Source organism: Dyella kyungheensis (assembly GCF_016905005.1).
Lineage (GTDB): Bacteria > Pseudomonadota > Gammaproteobacteria > Xanthomonadales > Rhodanobacteraceae > Dyella > Dyella kyungheensis.
The window spans coordinates 59,674-76,727 of sequence record NZ_JADIKC010000006.1 but is presented as its reverse complement, the minus strand read 5'-3'; the positions used below and the strand labels follow the sequence as shown (position 1 = coordinate 76,727).

Sequence of the window (17,054 nt, the reverse complement as noted above, 5' to 3'; positions counted from 1 at the left end):
CTCAAGTGAGAGTCCGCCAAGAAAAAAGGCGCCCAGGGGCGCCTTTTCTCGTATCGCTAAGGTTGGGGATCAGTGCCTGAAATGGCGGATGCCCGTGAACACCATCGCCATGCCGTGCTCGTCCGCTGCGGCAATCACTTCCGCATCGCGCATCGAACCACCCGGCTGGATCACCGCCTGGATGCCGGCGGCAGCGGCCGCATCGATGCCATCGCGGAACGGGAAGAACGCATCGGATGCCATCACTGAACCGCGTACTTCCAGCTTCTCGTCGGCAGCCTTGATGCCCGCGATCTTGGCGCTGTACACGCGGCTCATCTGGCCTGCGCCCACGCCGATGGTCTGGCGATCCTTGGCGTAGACGATGGCGTTGCTCTTGACGTACTTGGCCACCTTCCAGGCGAAGATCAGATCGTCGATCTCGGTGGGCGTGGGGGCACGCTTGGTGACGATCTTCAGGTCCTCGGCCTTGACCATGGCGCGGTCGGCGGTCTGGATCAGCAGGCCCGAACCCACGCGGCGCGAATCGTTGCCCGGATGTGCCTTGCTCAGGTCGCCGTCGGCCGGCGGCGGGATTTCCAGCACGCGCACATTGGTCTTCTTGGCGAAGGCTTTGAGCGCTGCGTCTTCGTAGCCGGGCGCGAGCACCACTTCCACGAACTGGCGATCCACGATGGCCTTGGCCGTGGCCGCATCCACCACGCGGTTGAACGCGATGATGCCGCCGAACGCCGAGGTGGGGTCGGTCTGGTAGGCCAGGTCGTAGGCGCGGCCGATGCCATCGAGGCTCACCGCCACGCCGCACGGGTTGGCGTGCTTGACGATTACGCAGGCCGGCTTGGTGAAACTACGTACGCATTCCCACGCGGCGTCGGAGTCGGCGATGTTGTTGAACGACAGTTCCTTGCCCTGCAGCTGGCGGAACGTGGCCAGCGTGCCCGGCGCCGGATACAGATCCCGGTAGAACGCCGCCTGCTGGTGCGGGTTCTCGCCGTAGCGCAGGTCCATCATCTTGACGAAGCGACCGTTGGCCTGCGCGGGGAACGCGTCATGGCCGGCAATGGCGTCGTACTCGTCGTTGAGCTTGAGCGCGGAGAGGTAATCGCTGATCGCGCCGTCGTAGTTGGACACGCGATTGAATGCGGCGACCGCGAGCTTGAAGCGCGTGGCGCGCGTGAGGCCCCCATGCGTTTCGATTTCCGCCAGCGCCTCGTCGTACTGGTCGGGTGAGGTGAGCACGCCCACGTCGTTCCAGTTCTTGGCCGCGGAACGCAGCATCGCCGGACCGCCGATGTCGATGTTCTCGATCGCTTCTTCCAGCGTGCAATCGGCGCGTGCCACGGTCTGCTCGAACGGATACAGATTGAGCACCAGCAGGTCGATCGGCGCGATCTCCAGTTCGCTCATCACGGCAGCATCGGTGCCGCGGCGACCGAGCAGGCCGCCATGCACCTTGGGGTGCAGCGTCTTGACGCGGCCATCCATGATCTCGGGGAAGCCGGTGAGTTCGCTCACGTCCTTCACCGGAATGCCCGCGTCACGCAGTGCCTTGGCGCTGCCGCCGGTGGAAAGCAGTTCCACGCCGACCTGGTGCAGGCGCTGGGCTAGCGCGATCAGTCCGGTCTTGTCCGATACGCTGAGCAGCGCACGGCGAATGGGGGATACGGCAGAGGCGGGCATGGCGGCTTCCGAAAGCGTGAATAGCGAATGGTAAATAGTAAAGGGTGAAAAGCAGACGACCCTGCTCTTCACCCTTTACTATTTACTACTCCCTATTCACTGCTTTTAAAGCAGGCCGTGCGCGGCGAGCTTCTTGCGCAGCGTGGCGCGGTTGATGCCGAGTGCGGCGGCGGCGCGGCTCTGGTTGCCGTCATGCCAGGCCAGCACTTCACGCAGCAGGGGGCCTTCGACTTCGCGGATGACGAGCGCGTGCAGGCCTTCATCGCATGCCGTGTCGCCAATATCGGCGAGATAGCGGCGTACGGTACGGCTGACGCATTCGCTCAAAGCGCTCTGCGACGACGTCTCTTTCGGAGACTCGCTGGCAGGCAGTCGTACGGCGTTCACGGGCATTTCCCCTCACGTTCTAACGCAGCGGCTACGTGGGCCGCTGCAAATGTTTATGGCAAATACCGCGGGCGGCGGCTCGCATGGAACGCCGGGTGCAGCATAGGACGAAGGAGCGAGTGTACCCTCGCGTGCCGAGAATTTTAAGTACCCGTTCGGCAGGATGGCGTTTACAGCACGCAACCAAAATGTCCTATGGACATTCACTTGCATTGGTGGCACGACCTGTGCCTATGGCAAATGGTCGAGCGCATTGATGATGTTCGCCATCATGCTTTGACGATCCGTCAAATGGACGGCTATTCGAAATCGAACTCGAACGCCACCGCCTTGCCGCTGGGGTCTTCCACCTCGAGCATCAGCGCTGCGCTGCCGTCGGATGGAATGCCCTTGCGCAACGTGGCCCCATCGCCAAGGTATTCGGTGGGGCGCAGGCGCCGCATGGCGAGCTTCTTGCCGTTGGCATCGGAGAGCGTGATCGACACCACCGGATAGGGTTGCGCGAACGGTGCGTCGTTGCGCAGGTTGGCGGTGATCAGCAGGGCGCCGGGGACCGAAGGATGCGCTTGCACATCGCGGGCCACCAGGCTCAGGCGCTTGATGTCCTGCACCAGCGGCAACTGGCAGCCCAGCGCGTTGCAGGCGTCGCGCAGCAACGGGCCCACGGTGTCGTCGCCGATCATCGCGTCCCGCTCGGCCCAGGCCAGCTGTGCGCCCAGCGCCAGCAGCAGCACCGTGCAGGCGGTGATCCAGGGCCAGCGGCGTTTCTTTTCCGCCTTGCGCGCAAAACGCGGCGCAACCACCAGGTTGGCGAATTCGTCGAGCACATCGGGCGGGGCCGGCGCTTCGGCCACCGCCGGGGGCTCGGCAGGCGGGCGGTAGATCGCCAGGTCTATCCGCGGCGCCAGGCCCTGCTGGTGGATGGGCAGCCGGTCGAACGGCTCCGCCGGCAGATGCTCATGGAGGCTGTACAGGGTATCAAAGGCGTTGTCGCAGTGGCCGCATATGGCCTTGCCACCCGCGCGCACCAACACTTCCACGTTGATGGAAAATACGGTGAGGCATTCGGGACATTGGGCGTACATGCGGGCCGTGGCGATCGGATTGCCGCAAGCCTAGTGCACCGCGCGGGACAAATCACCCGCACGGAGGCCGTTATCGTGAACTGTCGCTCAGCGGCGACGGCCGCAGCGGCCGCTCTTGCGCTCGCCGCGCTAGTGCGTCCCTGCGCGGCGCTTGCCGCTGATGCGCACCCAGTCTTCCTGCGTATCCACGCGCAATTCGTCGAACCATTCCGCATAGCGCGCGAGCAGTTCGTCTTGCTGGCCCTGCAGGATGCCGGAGATGGCGAACGGCGCGCCGGGCTTGGCGGCCGCAGCGAAGGTGGGCGCCAGTTCGCCCAGCGGGCCGGCGAGGATGTTGGCGATGAAGACGTCGGCCGGGTCGGCCTTTACGTCCTCGGGCAGATAGACGCTGAGGCGATCGGCCACGGCGTTGCGTTCGGCGTTGTCCGCCGAGGCGATCAGCGCCTGCGGATCGTTGTCCACGCCCACCGCGCTGGCGGCGCCGAGCTTGAGCGCGGCGATGGCGAGGATGCCCGAGCCGCAGCCGAAGTCGATCACGCGCTTGCCGTGCAGATCCAGGCTGTCCAGCCAGGCCAGGCACAGCGCGGTGGTGGGATGCGTGCCGCTGCCGAAGGCCAGGCCGGGATCGAGTCGCACCACCACGATGTCCTGGTCGGCCGGCGGTTCGATGTTCCACGGATAGATCCACAGCCGCTGGCCGAACGGCATCGGCTTGAACTGGTCCATCCACGCGCGTTCCCAGTCCTCGTCGGCGACGTCGCGGAACTGCAGCTGGTCGGGCTCCAGCCAGGGCAGCAGGTCGCCCAGCGCTTCGCCCAGGCCGCGCCGGTCGCAATCGGCCTCAAACAGCGCGTTGAGCGTGATGGTGGGCCACAGCGGCAGTTCGCCCACGCCGGGCTCGAAGATGGCCTGCTCGTCGGGCGTTTCCGCATCGGCATCCTGCAGCGTGACGGACAGCGCGCCCAGATCGTCGAGCGCCTCCTCGACGCGAGGCTGCTGTTCGGCGCGGATGGTGAGCGAGAGTTCAAGCCAGGGCATGGGGCGTTCCTGCGATATCAGGCGTGCATTGTCGCCGAAGGTGCCTCACCTGTGGGAGCGCACCCTGTGCGCGACGGCGGTCGGCTGTCGCCTTGAAGTTCGGCGCGTCGCGAGCGCTTGTGTGGCGGTCGAGAATCGCGTCCAGAGGTACAGCATGGCTCCGCGGTCGCGCACAGGGTGCGCTCCTGCAGTGGCCGACTGGGGTTTTACGGGGCCATGCCCAGGAAGCTGTCGTGCTTGCGGTAGTGATCGAGCGCGCGGGCCAGCTCGATCAGCGTGGACGACGGATCGCGCCGTCGCTGCACGAACAGCACCTCGGCGAAATCCGCGGCTTCGAGAAAATGACGAAGCTCGTGTTGCGCAGCGAATTCGGGCAGCGCTTCGCCGTGGTCGGCGATCAGCGCATCGTCTTCATCGCCGAGGTGCGAGAGATAGAGCCTGCATGAAGGTTCGGTGATCGCGCCGCGGATATAGACCCAGCGGTAGCGGTCCCAGCCGTCGCCTTCGTCGAACGCCTCGGTGATGGCGTCGATCGCTTCGCGCAGTGTGATCAGTTCGGACATGGTGTCGAAGCAACCGGCGAGCCGCGAGAACGGCTCGCCGGTGCACAAATCAGCCGCCGAGGGCGGCCTTTTCCTTCTGTTCGGCCATGCGCTTTTCCAGGTAGTGGATGTTCTGTCCACCCTGCTGGAAACCGGCGTCGGCCATGATGCGCTGCTGCAGCGGGATGTTGCACTTCACCCCTTCGATCACCGTCTCGGCCAGCGCCAGGCGCATGCGCGCGATGGCGGTTTCGCGGTCCGGGCCGTGCACGATGATCTTGCCGATCATCGAGTCGTAGTTCGGCGGAATGCGATAGCCGTCGTACAGGTGCGTGTCCACGCGCACGCCCGGGCCACCCGGCGCCTCGAAACGCTTCACCGTGCCCGGCGAAGGCAGGAAGGAATCGGGATCTTCGGCATTGACGCGGCACTCGATCGCATGGCCGTGGATCTTGATGTCCGACTGCTTGATCGAGAGCTTCTCGCCGCCGGCAATCAGCAGCTGCTCGCGCACCAGGTCGATGCCGGTGATCAGTTCGGTCACCGGATGCTCCACCTGGATACGGGTGTTCATCTCGATGAAGTAGAAGCGGCCGTCTTCGAACAGGAATTCGAAGGTGCCGGCGCCGCGATAACCGATGCGGATGCACGCATCCACGCACACCTTGCCGATCTGCTCGCGCAGTTCCGGCGTGATGCCCGGCGCGGGCGCTTCTTCCACCACCTTCTGGTGGCGGCGCTGCATCGAGCAGTCGCGTTCGCCAAGATGGATGGCGTTGCCCTGGCCGTCGGCGAGCACCTGGATTTCCACGTGGCGCGGATTCTCCAGGAACTTCTCCATGTACACCTGATCGTTGCCGAAAGCGGCCTTCGCTTCCTGCTTGGTCATGGTGATGGCGTTGCCCAGGTGCGCTTCGGTGCGCACCACGCGCATGCCGCGGCCACCGCCGCCACCGGCGGCCTTGATGATCACCGGATAGCCGATCTCACGCGCAATGCGGATGTTCTCTTCCACGTTGTCGCCGAGCGGGCCGCCCGAACCCGGCACGCACGGCACGCCGGCGGCCTTCATGGCGCGGATCGCTTCCACCTTGTCGCCCATCAGGCGAATCACATCGGCGGTGGGGCCGATGAAGATGAAGCCCGACTGTTCCACCTGTTCGGCGAAGTCGGCGCGCTCGGAGAGGAAGCCGTAACCCGGATGAATCGCCTGGGCGTCGGTGATCTCCGCCGCAGCGATGATGCGCGGGATATTGAGGTAGCTGTCGACCGACGGCGCGGGGCCGATGCAGATCGACTCGTCGGCCAGGCCGACGTGCTTGAGGTTGCGGTCGGCGGTGGAGTGCACCGCCACGGTTTTGATGCCCAGGCTGTGGCAGGCGCGCAGCACGCGCAGCGCGATCTCACCACGGTTGGCAATGACGACTTTTTCTAGCATCGGCATAAGGACGGCCTTAGCCGATCACGAACATCGGCTGGTCGAATTCCACCGGCTGGCCGTTCTCGAGCAGGATGGCCTTCACGGTGCCGGCCACGTCGGCCTCGATCTGGTTGAACATCTTCATCGCTTCGATGATGCCCAGCGTTTCGCCGGCCTTGACCTGCTGGCCGACCTTCACGAACGCGGCGGCGCCCGGGCTGGAGGAGGCGTAGAAGGTGCCGACCATCGGCGCCTTCACCACATGGCCGGCGGGCAGCGCGGCTTCGGCCGGGGCGGCTTCCACCGGCGCGGCGGCCACGGGGGCGGGCGCGACAGCCACCGGGGCGGCCTGCATCACCGGTGCGGTGGTCACGGTGCCCTTCGGCACGCGCGACAGGCGGACGACTTCTTCGCCTTCCTTGATCTCAAGTTCCGCGAGGTTGGATTCCTCAAGCAGGTCAATGAGCTTCTTGATCTTGCGCAGGTCCATGGTTCAAACCTTTTCGTTGAGGCCGCGGTGGCAGCCGATATGGGAATAGGGAGGGCAACAGGCCCTTGGCTTCAGGAGGCGGACGCGCCAGCGCGGTCCAGCCGATGCAGGGCGGCATCCAATGCCAGCCGGTAGCTGTCGGCGCCGAAGCCGCAGATCACGCCCACGGCGATGTCCGACAGATACGAGTGCCGACGGAACGCCTCGCGGGCGTGCACGTTCGACAGGTGCAACTCGATGAAGGGGATCGCCACGCCCGCCAGCGCGTCGCGCAGGGCGATGCTGGTATGGGTGAAGGCGCCCGGGTTGATCAGGATGATCGCCGTGCCGTCCAGGCGGGCCTGGTGGATGCGGTCGATCAGGGCGTGCTCGGCATTCGTCTGGAGCGCCTCCAGGCCATGTCCGGCGGCCTGGGCGCGCTGCGCCAGCAGGGCGTCGATATCGGCCAGGGTCTCGCGGCCATAAACCTCCGGCTCGCGTACGCCCAGCAGATTGAGATTGGGTCCGTGCAGGACCAGGATCTTCGCCACGCCCTTACCTTGAACGCGCCGGTGGTAGCCGACGTCCGGCGCGGAGTGTGCGCGTCCCGGCCGATGTTGTCCAGTTCGGCGCAGTTCGGCGATGTTTGAAGGAGAAGTTAATGTTAAACCGTGCGGCGACGTATGGCGGCGCAAACCGCATCAGGGCGCGGCTGGGGCGGCCCAGGCCTTCAGGTCGTCGGCGTCCAGCACGCCGCGCCGGCTGAACAGCACGCGGCCGTTCTCATCCAGTAACACGCTAAATGGCAGTACTTCGCCGACGTTCCCCAGGCTAAGCGAGATGCTGGGGTTGTCCAGGCTGCCGATCAGGATCGGGTAGTTCACTGGGTGTGCTGCCAGATAGGCGCGCACCGGCGCCGGATCATCCATGGCGACGCCAAGGATGATCGGCCCCTTTTCGCCGACGTTGGCCTGAGCCTGCACCAGCATCGGCATTTCTTTCAGGCAGGGCCCGCACCAGCTCGCCCAGAAGTTGATCAGTACGCGCCGGCCGCGGTAGTCGGAGAGGTGATGCGGTTTGCCGTCGAGGTCGGGCAGGGTGAGATCGGGCGCGGCGTCGCCGGTTTGCGCCACCTGCGCGCCGTTCGGTGCGTGGGCCCGCTGGCTAGCGTGCTGCAGCCAGCCGCCCGCCGCGGCCACCACGACCGCCGCGCCAAGGATGATCCAGTTGCTACGGGTCATCATGGGTTGGCAGCCACCGGGGTGCCCGCGGCCTTGGTCAGCGCATCTTCCACCAGGGAAGAGGTGAGCACCGTCGGCAGCATGCGACCTTCGCCACCATCCTTGGGAAACACCACGTACAGCGGCACGCCCGGCGAGTGGTACTGCTGAAGGAAGGCGGCGATGGTCGGGTTCACGTCGGTCCAGTCGCCCTTCATATAGACGGCGCCGGTTTTCTTGAGCAGTTCGCGGAAGGCGTCGGTGTCCAGCACGGCGTGCTCATTGGCCTTGCAGGTGACGCACCAGTCGGCGGTCATATCGACGAACACCGGCGTGCCGGCCTTGCGAAGTTCGGCAAGTTTCTCCGGCGAATAGGCCACCACGCCGTCCGCGGTCTGCGCGACCTGCGTCGGGGCCTGCACCTTCGAGAGGTAGAACAGCGGCACCACAGTGAGTGCGAGCAGGACGACCACGGCCACGCGGCTGAACGCGCCGCGCGAACGGCTGCGCTCGAACCACCACAGCGTGGCGGACATCAGCACCACCGCCACCAGCACCAGGCCCACCGCATCGGCACCGCGCTGATGCGCCAGCACCCAGATCAGCCACACGGCGGTGAGATACATCGGGAACGCCAGCACCTGCTTCAGCGTTTCCATCCAGGCGCCAGGGCGGGGCAGCAGGCGCGCCAGCGCGGGGATGAAACCGATCGCCAGGAACGGCAGCGCCAGGCCGATGCCCAGCATCAGGAACACCAGCAGCGCATTGATCATCGGCGCGGCGAAGGCATAGGCCAGCGCGCTGCCCATGAACGGCGCCGTGCAGGGGCTGGCTACCGCCACCGCGAGCACGCCGGTAAAGAAGTCGCCCGCATGGCCCGAGCGCGAGGCCAGGCCCGAGCCCACGTTGCCCAGCGAGGTGCCGAACTGCACCACGCCCGACATCGACAGGCCCACCGCCACCATCACACAGGCGAGCACGCCAACCACCAGCGGTTGCTGCAATTGCGCGCCCCAGCCCAGCGCATGGCCGGCCGAGCGCAGCGCGACGATGGCGATGCCGATCAGCGCGAACGTGCTCAGCACGCCGGCCGTATAGAACAGTGCGTGCGAACGCGCCTTGCCGTGGCTCTCGCCGCTTTCCAGCAGGCCTACCGCCTTGATCGACAACACCGGCAGCACGCACGGCATCAGGTTGAGCACCAGGCCGCCACCCAGGGCGAGCAGCAAGGCCGAGAGCAGGCTCACCTGCAGCGCACCCGTGGCCAGGCCGGCCGGCGGCATCTCCGGCGCGGGCTGTGCCTCGACACCGCTGGTGGGTGTGGCAGCGCCAAGGTCGATGGTGAGCGCGCGGGTCATCAGCGGATAGCACAGGCCGCCGTCCTGGCAACCCTGGAAGCTGGCTTCGAGATTCACCGTCTTGAGCGCAGCGGTATCGCCCTCGATGGCCACTGGCACGTCGATCTGGTCGAAATACACCGTGGTCTTGCCGAAGTGCGCGTCCTGGTGCTCCACCCCGGCCGGCCACTCGGGCTTGGCCAGGCTGAGGCCGTTGGCATCTTTCAGCTTGAGCGCGGTCTGGTCGCGGTAAAGGTAATAGCCCTTGGGCATCGTCCAGCGCAGCAGCAGGTGCTGGCGGTCCTTGGCCAGCGCTTCCAGGTGGAAGGCCTGTTCGGCCGGCAGGGCGGCGCTGTCGCCGCTCTTGGACGCGCCGAGTTTGCCCAGTGCCGCGCCCATGGCATCGCCACCGGCGGCGGCACCCGCACCCGCCGGCACCGGCAACGTCAACTGCTCGGTATGCGGCGGATAGCAGATCTTGGGGTCCACCTCGTGGCAGCCCTGGTATTGCACGCTGAGCTTGAGCTCGGTCGTGCCGGCCGCGACGGTGTAAGGCACGGTGGCGTCGACGCCATGGTGATAGGTCTCGACGTCGCCCAGGTATTCATCGTGGTGCTTCTCGCCGTCGGGGAGCTGCGCCTCGCCCAGCGTGGCCCCGTCCGCCGCCTTGAACTTCATGCGACCGCGGTATAGGTAGTAGTCCGGCGCGATGGTCCAGTGCAGCTTCACCACGCCCGGCGTGGAGGCATCGGCGCTGAGCTTATAGGCCTCGGTGACCGGCAACAGGCCGTCCAGATCGTCCTGCGCCAACGCGGGCAGCGCGAGCCACAACAGGCAGAGCAGGCTGAGAAAGCGGGCGGCCAATCGGCCAGGGTGGATCAGACGCATTGCAGCTCCAGCATGGAGAGACCCGTGCCGTGGCGCGGGTGAAGCGGGATTATGGCTCAGCTTGGGAATCTCGGCGGGCCGGGGACAGCCCGCCGGAACTCAAGGGTGTTCTACAGCTACTTCGTTCGGCACCGGCCCGCGGTTACGGCGCAGGCGCACCAGTCCGGTGGTGAGTGCCACGCCGAGCAGGATCACGATGCATCCGCCCGCCATCGCCAGGGTCACTGGTTCATGCAGGAACACCAGCCCCCAGACCACCCCGAACACCGGGATCAGGAACATCACCACCATGCTGCGCGAGGCCCCGACGCGGGCCATCAAGCCGTAGAACAGGACATAGGCCAGCGACGTGCAGAGGGCCGCCAGGCCCAGCACGGCCAGCCAGGCCGACCATCCCGGGGTGCGGGTGGGCCACATCCAGACGGTAAAAGGCAGCAGCAACACGGCGGCGGCGAGCTGGCTGCCGGTGGCCACACTGAGCGGCGTGACGCCGCTGCGCAGGCGGCGATGGCTGTAGTGCGCGCCAAAGGTGTAGCAGACATTGGCGCCCAGGCAGGCGGCCATCGCCCAGCCCATGGCATGCGTGCCGCCACCGAAACCGACCGTGCCGGCCACCAGCCACACCACGCCGGTAAAGCCGATCACCAGGCCGCTGGCCTGCATGGGGTTCAGCTTCTCGCCCAGCAGCATCCAGCCCGACAGCGCGACCAGCAGCGGTGCAATGGCATCGGAGATTGCCGAAACGCCGGCCGGCAGGCTCTGCGCCGCGAACGAAAACAGCACGAACGGCAGCGCTGAATTGGCGATGCCGACGATGGCGATGTCGCGCCAGTGCGTACGCATCTCGGTCAGCCGCGTGCGTGTCAGCAGCGGAATCGAGCAAATGGCCGCGCCGATGGCCCGCATGCCGGCCAGTGCCATGCCGCCGAACTCGTTCGCGCCCATGCGCATGAACAGGAACGAGGCGCCCCAGAGGGCTCCCAGCAAGATCAGTGCGGTGACGTCGGAGGTTTTCATGGCTGCTCTTTGCCCGTCATTCCAGCGCAGGCCGGAATCCAGTAGCGATTAGGTCTGGTTGTCGCGAGTGCGCACACCCGATCCTGCTGCGAAAGCCCTGCTCATCGCTCCTGGATTCCGGCCTGCGCCGGAATGACGGGGGTGAGAAGTGGCTGTCAATTTGGAAGTCTAGCCGCCCATTGCGTCAGAACCTGTCAGCAGTCTTCAGCCCTTCGGAGCCGCGCCCTGACCAAACAGCACGCGGCGTTCTTCATCGGACAGCGGCTGCTTCGGGGTGTACGCGTTCTCAACGCCCTCATAGGTACGCACCGTGGCCGGCCGCTGCGAGACGGCGATGAACCAGCGCTCCAGGTTCGGAAAATCCGCCAGATTCTGGCCGTGCGCCTCGTGCGGCACGATCCACGGATAGCAGGCGATATCGGCAAGCGAGAACGCCCCCGCGATGAACTCGCGCCCGGCCAGCCGGCGATCGAGCACGCCATACAGCCGCGCCACTTCGCGCGTATAGCGGTCGATCGCGTAGGGCACCGGTTCGGGCGCATAGACCTTGAAATGCCCGGCTTGGCCGGCCATCGGTCCCAGCCCCGCCACCTGCCAGAACAGCCACTCCAACACCTCCACCCGGCCGGCCGTGTCCCTGGGAAGGAACTGGCCGATCTTCTCCGCGAGATAGAGCAGGATCGCCCCTGACTCGAACACCGTCACCGGCGCGCCGCCGCCGGCCGGCGCGTGGTCCACGATGGCCGGGATCTTGTTGTTGGGGGAAATGGCCAGGAACTCGGGTTTGAACTGCTCGCCCTTGCTCAGGCTCACCGGGGTGATGAAGTAGGGCAGCCCCGCCTCTTCCAGGAACAGCTTCAGCTTCAGGCCGTTGGGCGTGGCGGCGAAGTACAGCTCGATCATGGCAAGGCTCCGGTGAGTGGATGGTTGCAGTGTCGGGGGTTCACTGGTCTTGAAAAAGATCCAGAACAAAGGAAATCTTTAGTACCAGTCGACCTAACCGGACGCACTCATGGAACAACCGCTGGCCTTCCCGCTGGATATTCCCGTACGCGGCCGCCTGCAGGCGCTGCACGGGCAGTTGCGGTCGGCGATTCTGGACGGCCGCCTTCGCACGGGCCAGCCGCTGCCGTCCACGCGTTCGCTCGCCACCTCGCTGGGCCTGTCGCGCAACACCATCGTGGCGGCCTACGACCGCCTGCTCAGCGAAGGCTATATCGTCTCGCGCCAGGGGGCGGGTTATGTGGTCGCCCACGCGGGACCCACGCAAGCCAGCCCGTCGCGTTCGACCACGGGCGAAGAAAGGCGCCTGCAACCGCAATGGCGCGACGCGATCTTTCCCGCGCCGATGAACGCCTTGCCGCCCGCGCGCTATGACCTGCGCGTGGGCCTGCCCGATGCCTCGCGCTTTCCGTTCGAGGCGTGGCGAAAATTGTCCGCTCGCGCGCTGCGCTCGCTGTCGCGTACGCCTTCGTTCTATGACGCGGCCACCGGGCGTGAGGCCTTGCGCGAGGCGATTGCCGGGCATGTCTCGTTCACTCGCGCCGTTACCTGCAGTGCCGCGGACATCATGGTGGTTGGCGGTGCGCAGCAGGCGTTCGATCTGCTGGCGCGCATTCTCGTCACGCCGGGGCATACCGTGGTGGCGGTGGAGGATCCCGGTTATCCGCCGCTGCGCCAGACCTTCGAAGCCGCCGGCGCACTGATCGTGCCCGTGCCGGTCGACGACGAAGGCCTGGTGGTCGAGCAGATTCCACCCAACGCACGCGTGATTTATGTAACGCCGTCGCACCAGTTCCCGTCCGGCATGGCGATGTCGCCCGCGCGCCGCGCAGCCTTGCTGGATTTCGCGCGACGCAACCAGGCGGTGATCGTCGAAGACGATTACGACGGCGAATTCCGCTATGGCGGGCGCCCCCTCGATGCCCTGCAGACCTTGGATCGCGACGGCTCGGTGTTCTACATCGGCACGTTTTCCAAGAGCCTGTTTCCCTCGCTGCGCCTGGGCTACCTGGTGGCGCCCGCCTGGGCAATGCCGGCGCTGGCCTGCGTGCGCCAGCTCGGCGACCGGCACAGCGACGTGCTGGCGCAGGACACGCTGGCGCTGTTCATCAACGAAGGCCATCTGGCGCGGCATGTGCGCAAGATGCGGCGCATCTATGCGGAGCGTCGCGAGGCGTTGCTTGAAGCGCTATCGCAGCACGCCGGCGACGCTCTGCAACCATTGGCCTCGGACGCCGGACTGCACATCGCCGTGCAACTGCGCTGGCCGGTGCCGGCGAGCCAACTGGTCAAGGATGCCCAGGCGGTGAACATGCGTATCGAAGCGCTGGGCGATTACGCCATCGGCGACGCGCGGCCGAACGGCCTGGTGTTCGGCCTAGGCGGCATGCCGGCGACGCGTATGGACGAGGCTGCGCGTGTGCTGGCTCAGCTGCTTGAGGCGCATCGTCCGGGTTAGCACTGGTTCTCTCATTTCCGCGAAAACTGGATCTGTTTAAGGTCCAGCGACCGGCGGAACATGGCCCCGTCATTCCTGGGGCTTGTCGCCATGCGCTATCTGATCCTGCTTTGCCTGTTCCTGGCCTGCGCCTCGACGCATGCCTCCGAGTCCGGCCAATCGCGCGCGGAAGCGGCCGGCCGCAGCCTGGTCGGCCAGCCGGCCCCCCGCATGGTGGTGAAGACCATCGACGGCCAGACCATCGACCTGGGCGCGCTCTACGGCAAGAAAGCCGTCTATCTGAAGTTCTGGGCCACCTGGTGCGTGCCCTGCCGCGAGCAGATGCCGCATTTCGAACGCACCTACGAACAGGCCGGGCCGGACATGGCGGTGATCGCCATCGACGTCGGTTTCGATGACAGCGTCGAGGAAGTGCGCAAAGTGCAGAAGCAGCTGGGACTCGGCATGCCGATCGTGTTCGACGATGGTTCGCTGGGCGAAGCCTTCCGCCTGCGCGTGACGCCGCAGCACGTGGTGATCGGTCGCGACGGACGCATTGCCTACGTGGGCCACATGGCCGATGAAAAGCTCGATGCGGCGCTGGCGCAGGCACGCCGTCCATCGACTGCCAACGTCGCATCGGCCATCGCGCCCAAGGACGAGCCGCATTACGACGTCGGCGATCGCGTGCCCGCCTTCGACCTGCATACGCTCGATGGAAAATTCCTGCCGGCGTTCGAAGCGGCACGACCGACGGTGCTGCTATTCCTGTCGCCCTGGTGCGAGTCGTATCTGGCCAAGAGCCGGCCCGCCATCGCACAGAGTTGCCGAAGCGCTCGTGAGCGCGCCGACGTGCTGGCCCGCGACAGCCATGCACGCTGGCTCGGCATCGCTTCGGGTCTGTGGGCCAGCCATGACGAACTCGCCGACTACCAGCGCGAACACCACATCGACATGCCGCTGGCGTTGGACGACTCAGGCGCCCTGTTCCGCCGCTTCCGCGTGATGCATGTGCCCACGCTGATCGTGCTGGATGCACAGGGCAAAGTGATTCGCCGTACGGAAGAGGTGGATGCCGCGCTGCCGCCATCGGCCGCGGTCACGAGGCGCTGATCATGCGGACGACTCTTCTTCTCACCGCACTGTTAATGCTCGCTGCCGTCGGACCCGCCAAGGCGACGCAGGACGATACCCTGCTGACGGCAGCGCTGACGCAGGCACCCGGCCGGGCACTGGAAGCGTTGCAAGTTAGCTACGCCCCGGGCGAAGCATCCAAGCCCCACTCGCATGACCGCGATGCTTATGTGTATGTCTTGAACGGCGAGGTGCGCAGCCAGGTGGAAGGGCAGGCGCTACGCGTTTACGCGGCGGGCGAAAACTGGTTCGAGCCTGCGGGGGCGCGGCACCTGGTCAGCGCCAATGCCAGCAACACGGTGCCTGCCACCATCCTGGTGGTGTTCGTCGGCAAGCCGCGCGCATCGCACAAATAGTCAGCGAATCGCGCGGTAGCGTTCGAGCGCGTCGCCAAGCTGCTCCCGCAGCGGTGCCAGATACGGCGCGTAATGCGTCCACTGATCGATGCCGTCGCGGAAGATCGGCTGGCGCACCTGCTCCGAGCTTGCCGTGCGCACGCTGCGCCGCGTTTCATGGAACGCCAGGCATGCGGGATCGAACGGCAGGCCACAGAAATCCAGGATGCGCCGCACGTTGCCTTCCAGATCGTCCACCACGTCTTCGTGATGAACGCGCAGCACGCGGCCGGGCAGCACGCGGTCCCAGTGTTCCATCACATCGAGGTAGGTGCGGTAATAGCGCGCGATGTCCTCGATGCTGTAAGTAAACTCCTGGCCCGTGGCGAACAGCTGCTTGAGGTTGCTGAAGCAGCAGGCCATCGGCTCGCGCCGCGCATCGATGATCTTCGCATTGGGAAACATCAGGTGGGTCAGGCCAAGGTGCCGGAAGTTGTTGGGCATCTTGTCGATGAAATACGGCGCCGCGCCGCGATAGCTACGCGTATCGCGCAGGTAAGCCTCGCCGATACTGCGAAACTGCTCCATCGGCATCTGCGCCAGGATGCCCGGATAGCGCGGATCGTCGAGGTCGGGCTCGCGGCCTTGCAGCTCCAGCACGATGCGCGGGATATCCGCCAGTTCCTGCGTGCCGTCCACCAGCGGATGCGAGGCGAGGATTTGCTCCAGCAGCGTGGAGCCCGAGCGCGGCAGGCCCACGATGAAGATGGGATCGGCGCTGAGGTCCCCCGCACCGCTGCGTTCGGCGAAGAACTCGCGCGTGCACACCTCGATCTGCCGGCACGTATTGGTTTCGATGATCTCGGGCCGGTAGCGGCTTTCCGATCGCTTGAGCGCGTTGCCGGTAGCGTAGTGCTGCCAGGAGGCGGCGAAATCGCCGCGGTCTTCGAATGCCTTGCCGAGCGCAAAGTTCAGGTGATAACCGTCCACCAGCGATGTCGACGGCATTGCTACCTGCGCGAGCATGCCGTCGATTTCACCGTCGGTGAAACGGTAGGTCTTGAGGTTCGCCATGCTCCAGTAGGCGTCCCCGAAGTCGGGCCGCGCGGCGATGGCGGCGCGGTAGGCGTCGATGGCTTCGGCCTGGCGTCCCTGGGTCTTCAGCGAGTGGGCGAGCGACAGATGCAGGTCTGCCGCCTCGGGCACGATTTGCAGGAGTTCGCGATACAGCCCGATGGCGCGATCGTGTTCGCCCAGGCCGACGTTGGCACTGGCATGCAGCGCGCGGTAGTCGAGGTGGTCCGGGTCGATGGCAAGAAGCTGCTCCATCTGCGCGCAAGCCTCCTTGTACCGATGCCGCTCGAACAGCACCTTGGCGTAATCGAAGCGTGCGGCGTGGTGATCGGGCGCAAGATGCAGTACGGCTTCCAGCAGGAGGTCCGCGTCGTCCAGCACATCGCGCGCCACGGCAACACGTGCGAGCAAGCGCATACCTTCGACATCGTCGCCTACGCGCTGCAAATGGCCGCGAATGGCCAGCTCGGCCTGTACCAGCTCACCATCGGAAAACAGGCTGGTGGCGTGCACCACTTCGGGAGCGAGGTGCTTGAGCGTCGCCACATGATCGGCGGCCAGCTGCGCATTCGCATGGTCACCGGTCATGCGGTAGAGGCCCTCGAGCAGATTCCAGCTCGAGGGCAGGGCAGGGTTGATATTGACCGCGCGCAGCAGGGCATCGATCGCCTGCGTCGCATCGCGTCGTACGACATGGCAGTGGCCGCGCTCTTCGTGCAGCCGACTGAAGGCGGGATGGTGTTGCTCGAGCACGAGCAGGGTCTGCAGGGCGTCGTCGACCTGTCCCAGGTGGCGTTGGCTGCGGGCGAGCAGATACATCACGTCGCGGTTTTCCGGCAGCTCGCGCGCCAAGCCCAGGGCCAGCTGCAAGGCTTGCGGATGCTGTCCCCCTTTCTGCAGCTGGCGCAGCTGCGCTACCTGCTGTTCGACGGACATCGTGATCGGATCGGTGAGCGCTGCATTCATGCCGGGCCTGCGAAAAGAGTGG

16 protein-coding genes are annotated in these 17,054 nt (G+C 65.9%); 3 read left to right on the top strand and 13 right to left on the bottom strand.

The genetic code is table 11. The annotated features are described in order from the left end of the window. Positions 1 to 69 precede the first annotated feature (69 nt). The 12 genes from purH to ISP20_RS13855 form a co-directional block, all read right to left on the bottom strand. Positions 70 to 1,680: a bifunctional phosphoribosylaminoimidazolecarboxamide formyltransferase/IMP cyclohydrolase gene (purH, locus tag ISP20_RS13910; protein ID WP_204636707.1), complete on the bottom strand. Its 1,611-nt coding sequence runs from the start codon at positions 1,678 to 1,680 to the stop codon at positions 70 to 72. A 105-nt stretch (positions 1,681 to 1,785) separates the two neighbouring features. Next, complete coding sequence (locus tag ISP20_RS13905) at positions 1,786 to 2,073, bottom strand: helix-turn-helix domain-containing protein (RefSeq protein ID WP_204636706.1); 288 nt, start codon at positions 2,071 to 2,073, stop codon at positions 1,786 to 1,788. A 293-nt stretch (positions 2,074 to 2,366) separates the two neighbouring features. Continuing rightward, on the bottom strand, positions 2,367 to 3,152 hold the full coding sequence (locus ISP20_RS13900) for a zinc-ribbon and DUF3426 domain-containing protein (protein WP_204636705.1): 786 nt from the start codon (positions 3,150 to 3,152) through the stop codon (positions 2,367 to 2,369). Between the two features lie 129 nt (positions 3,153 to 3,281). Further along, complete coding sequence (gene prmA / locus ISP20_RS13895; protein WP_204636704.1) at positions 3,282 to 4,190, bottom strand: 50S ribosomal protein L11 methyltransferase; 909 nt, start codon at positions 4,188 to 4,190, stop codon at positions 3,282 to 3,284. Positions 4,191 to 4,396: 206 nt separating this feature from the next. Further along, positions 4,397 to 4,753 carry a DUF7716 domain-containing protein gene (locus ISP20_RS13890; protein ID WP_204636703.1) on the bottom strand — a complete coding sequence of 119 codons (357 nt, stop codon included), beginning with the start codon at positions 4,751 to 4,753 and terminating at the stop codon, positions 4,397 to 4,399. A gap of 49 nt (positions 4,754 to 4,802) precedes the next feature. After that, positions 4,803 to 6,170 (bottom strand): acetyl-CoA carboxylase biotin carboxylase subunit, encoded by a 1,368-nt coding sequence (gene accC / locus ISP20_RS13885; RefSeq protein WP_204636871.1) that lies wholly within the window; start codon positions 6,168 to 6,170, stop codon positions 4,803 to 4,805. 16 nt (positions 6,171 to 6,186) lie between these two features. Then, positions 6,187 to 6,642: an acetyl-CoA carboxylase biotin carboxyl carrier protein gene (accB, locus tag ISP20_RS13880; protein WP_204636702.1), complete on the bottom strand. Its 456-nt coding sequence runs from the start codon at positions 6,640 to 6,642 to the stop codon at positions 6,187 to 6,189. 71 nt (positions 6,643 to 6,713) lie between these two features. Beyond that, a complete protein-coding gene (gene aroQ / locus ISP20_RS13875; protein ID WP_204636701.1) occupies positions 6,714 to 7,172 on the bottom strand; it encodes a type II 3-dehydroquinate dehydratase in 459 nt (152 codons plus the stop codon). Positions 7,173 to 7,322: 150 nt separating this feature from the next. Continuing rightward, positions 7,323 to 7,865, bottom strand: coding sequence for a TlpA disulfide reductase family protein (locus ISP20_RS13870; protein ID WP_204636700.1), 543 nt, complete (start codon positions 7,863 to 7,865; stop codon positions 7,323 to 7,325). Then, positions 7,862 to 10,066, bottom strand: coding sequence for a protein-disulfide reductase DsbD family protein (locus tag ISP20_RS13865; protein WP_204636699.1), 2,205 nt, complete (start codon positions 10,064 to 10,066; stop codon positions 7,862 to 7,864). The genes ISP20_RS13870 and ISP20_RS13865 overlap by 4 nt, the downstream gene beginning before the upstream one ends. Before the next feature lie 99 nt (positions 10,067 to 10,165). Beyond that, positions 10,166 to 11,083 (bottom strand): DMT family transporter, encoded by a 918-nt coding sequence (locus ISP20_RS13860; protein WP_204636698.1) that lies wholly within the window; start codon positions 11,081 to 11,083, stop codon positions 10,166 to 10,168. Between the two features lie 204 nt (positions 11,084 to 11,287). Beyond that, positions 11,288 to 11,986: a glutathione binding-like protein gene (locus ISP20_RS13855; protein WP_204636697.1), complete on the bottom strand. Its 699-nt coding sequence runs from the start codon at positions 11,984 to 11,986 to the stop codon at positions 11,288 to 11,290. Between the two features lie 109 nt (positions 11,987 to 12,095). Here ISP20_RS13855 and pdxR point away from each other — a divergent pair, with 109 nt between their 5' ends. From pdxR to ISP20_RS13840, 3 genes are read left to right on the top strand one after another with little or no spacing between them, the layout of a single operon-like run. After that, a complete protein-coding gene (pdxR, locus tag ISP20_RS13850; protein ID WP_204636696.1) occupies positions 12,096 to 13,544 on the top strand; it encodes a MocR-like pyridoxine biosynthesis transcription factor PdxR in 1,449 nt (482 codons plus the stop codon). Positions 13,545 to 13,604: 60 nt separating this feature from the next. Next, a complete protein-coding gene (locus ISP20_RS13845) occupies positions 13,605 to 14,636 on the top strand; it encodes a TlpA family protein disulfide reductase (RefSeq protein WP_239535888.1) in 1,032 nt (343 codons plus the stop codon). Between the two features lie 2 nt (positions 14,637 to 14,638). Continuing rightward, a complete protein-coding gene (locus ISP20_RS13840; protein WP_204636695.1) occupies positions 14,639 to 15,013 on the top strand; it encodes a cupin domain-containing protein in 375 nt (124 codons plus the stop codon). Here the strand turns inward: ISP20_RS13840 and ISP20_RS13835 are convergent, their stop codons facing one another. Beyond that, positions 15,014 to 17,032 carry a tetratricopeptide repeat-containing sulfotransferase family protein gene (locus ISP20_RS13835; protein ID WP_239535886.1) on the bottom strand — a complete coding sequence of 673 codons (2,019 nt, stop codon included), beginning with the start codon at positions 17,030 to 17,032 and terminating at the stop codon, positions 15,014 to 15,016. It abuts the gene before it with no gap. Positions 17,033 to 17,054 lie beyond the last annotated feature (22 nt).

What these genes read in the sequence shown, in the direction of transcription:
- ISP20_RS13870 (WP_204636700.1), bottom strand. Translation starts at nt 7,865, where the DNA reads ATGATGACCCGTAGCAACTGGATCATCCTTGGCGCGGCGGTCGTGGTG.
- accC (WP_204636871.1), bottom strand. Translation starts at nt 6,170, where the DNA reads ATGCTAGAAAAAGTCGTCATTGCCAACCGTGGTGAGATCGCGCTGCGC.
- purH (WP_204636707.1), bottom strand. Translation starts at nt 1,680, where the DNA reads ATGCCCGCCTCTGCCGTATCCCCCATTCGCCGTGCGCTGCTCAGCGTA.
- prmA (WP_204636704.1), bottom strand. Translation starts at nt 4,190, where the DNA reads ATGCCCTGGCTTGAACTCTCGCTCACCATCCGCGCCGAACAGCAGCCT.
- ISP20_RS13855 (WP_204636697.1), bottom strand. Translation starts at nt 11,986, where the DNA reads ATGATCGAGCTGTACTTCGCCGCCACGCCCAACGGCCTGAAGCTGAAG.
- ISP20_RS13845 (WP_239535888.1), top strand. Translation starts at nt 13,605, where the DNA reads ATGGCCCCGTCATTCCTGGGGCTTGTCGCCATGCGCTATCTGATCCTG.
- ISP20_RS13835 (WP_239535886.1), bottom strand. Translation starts at nt 17,032, where the DNA reads ATGAATGCAGCGCTCACCGATCCGATCACGATGTCCGTCGAACAGCAG.
- accB (WP_204636702.1), bottom strand. Translation starts at nt 6,642, where the DNA reads ATGGACCTGCGCAAGATCAAGAAGCTCATTGACCTGCTTGAGGAATCC.
- ISP20_RS13900 (WP_204636705.1), bottom strand. Translation starts at nt 3,152, where the DNA reads ATGTACGCCCAATGTCCCGAATGCCTCACCGTATTTTCCATCAACGTG.
- ISP20_RS13865 (WP_204636699.1), bottom strand. Translation starts at nt 10,066, where the DNA reads ATGCGTCTGATCCACCCTGGCCGATTGGCCGCCCGCTTTCTCAGCCTG.
- ISP20_RS13840 (WP_204636695.1), top strand. Translation starts at nt 14,639, where the DNA reads ATGCGGACGACTCTTCTTCTCACCGCACTGTTAATGCTCGCTGCCGTC.
- ISP20_RS13860 (WP_204636698.1), bottom strand. Translation starts at nt 11,083, where the DNA reads ATGAAAACCTCCGACGTCACCGCACTGATCTTGCTGGGAGCCCTCTGG.
- pdxR (WP_204636696.1), top strand. Translation starts at nt 12,096, where the DNA reads ATGGAACAACCGCTGGCCTTCCCGCTGGATATTCCCGTACGCGGCCGC.
- ISP20_RS13890 (WP_204636703.1), bottom strand. Translation starts at nt 4,753, where the DNA reads ATGTCCGAACTGATCACACTGCGCGAAGCGATCGACGCCATCACCGAG.
- ISP20_RS13905 (WP_204636706.1), bottom strand. Translation starts at nt 2,073, where the DNA reads ATGCCCGTGAACGCCGTACGACTGCCTGCCAGCGAGTCTCCGAAAGAG.